Consider the following 245-nt stretch of genomic DNA (forward strand, 5'->3'; position numbering starts at 1 on the left):
GGCACGCCCAGCCTGAGCGAGGCCGAGGTCAAGTTGCGCTGGGAACAGATCAAGGCCGAAGAGCGCGCCGAAAAGAGCGAGCCTGAACAGCTGTCGCTGCTCGATGATGTGCCTGCGGCATTGCCGGCGCTGTCGCGGGCAGCCAAACTGCAGAAGCGTGCGGCCACGGTCGGTTTCGACTGGCCTGACGCATTGCCGGTGCTGGACAAGGTCCGCGAGGAGCTGGATGAAGTCCTGCAGGCCAT

1 pseudogene is annotated in these 245 nt (G+C 64.9%); it reads left to right on the top strand.

Going from position 1 to position 245, the window contains the following annotated elements:
- A pseudogene (locus SB756_RS33965) lies at positions 1-245 on the top strand (nucleoside triphosphate pyrophosphohydrolase); the annotation flags it as partial.

Origin of the sequence: Pseudomonas sp. SIMBA_068, from assembly GCF_046534705.1 — a bacterium.
In the GTDB taxonomy this organism is placed as follows: Bacteria; Pseudomonadota; Gammaproteobacteria; order Pseudomonadales; family Pseudomonadaceae; genus Aquipseudomonas; species Aquipseudomonas putida.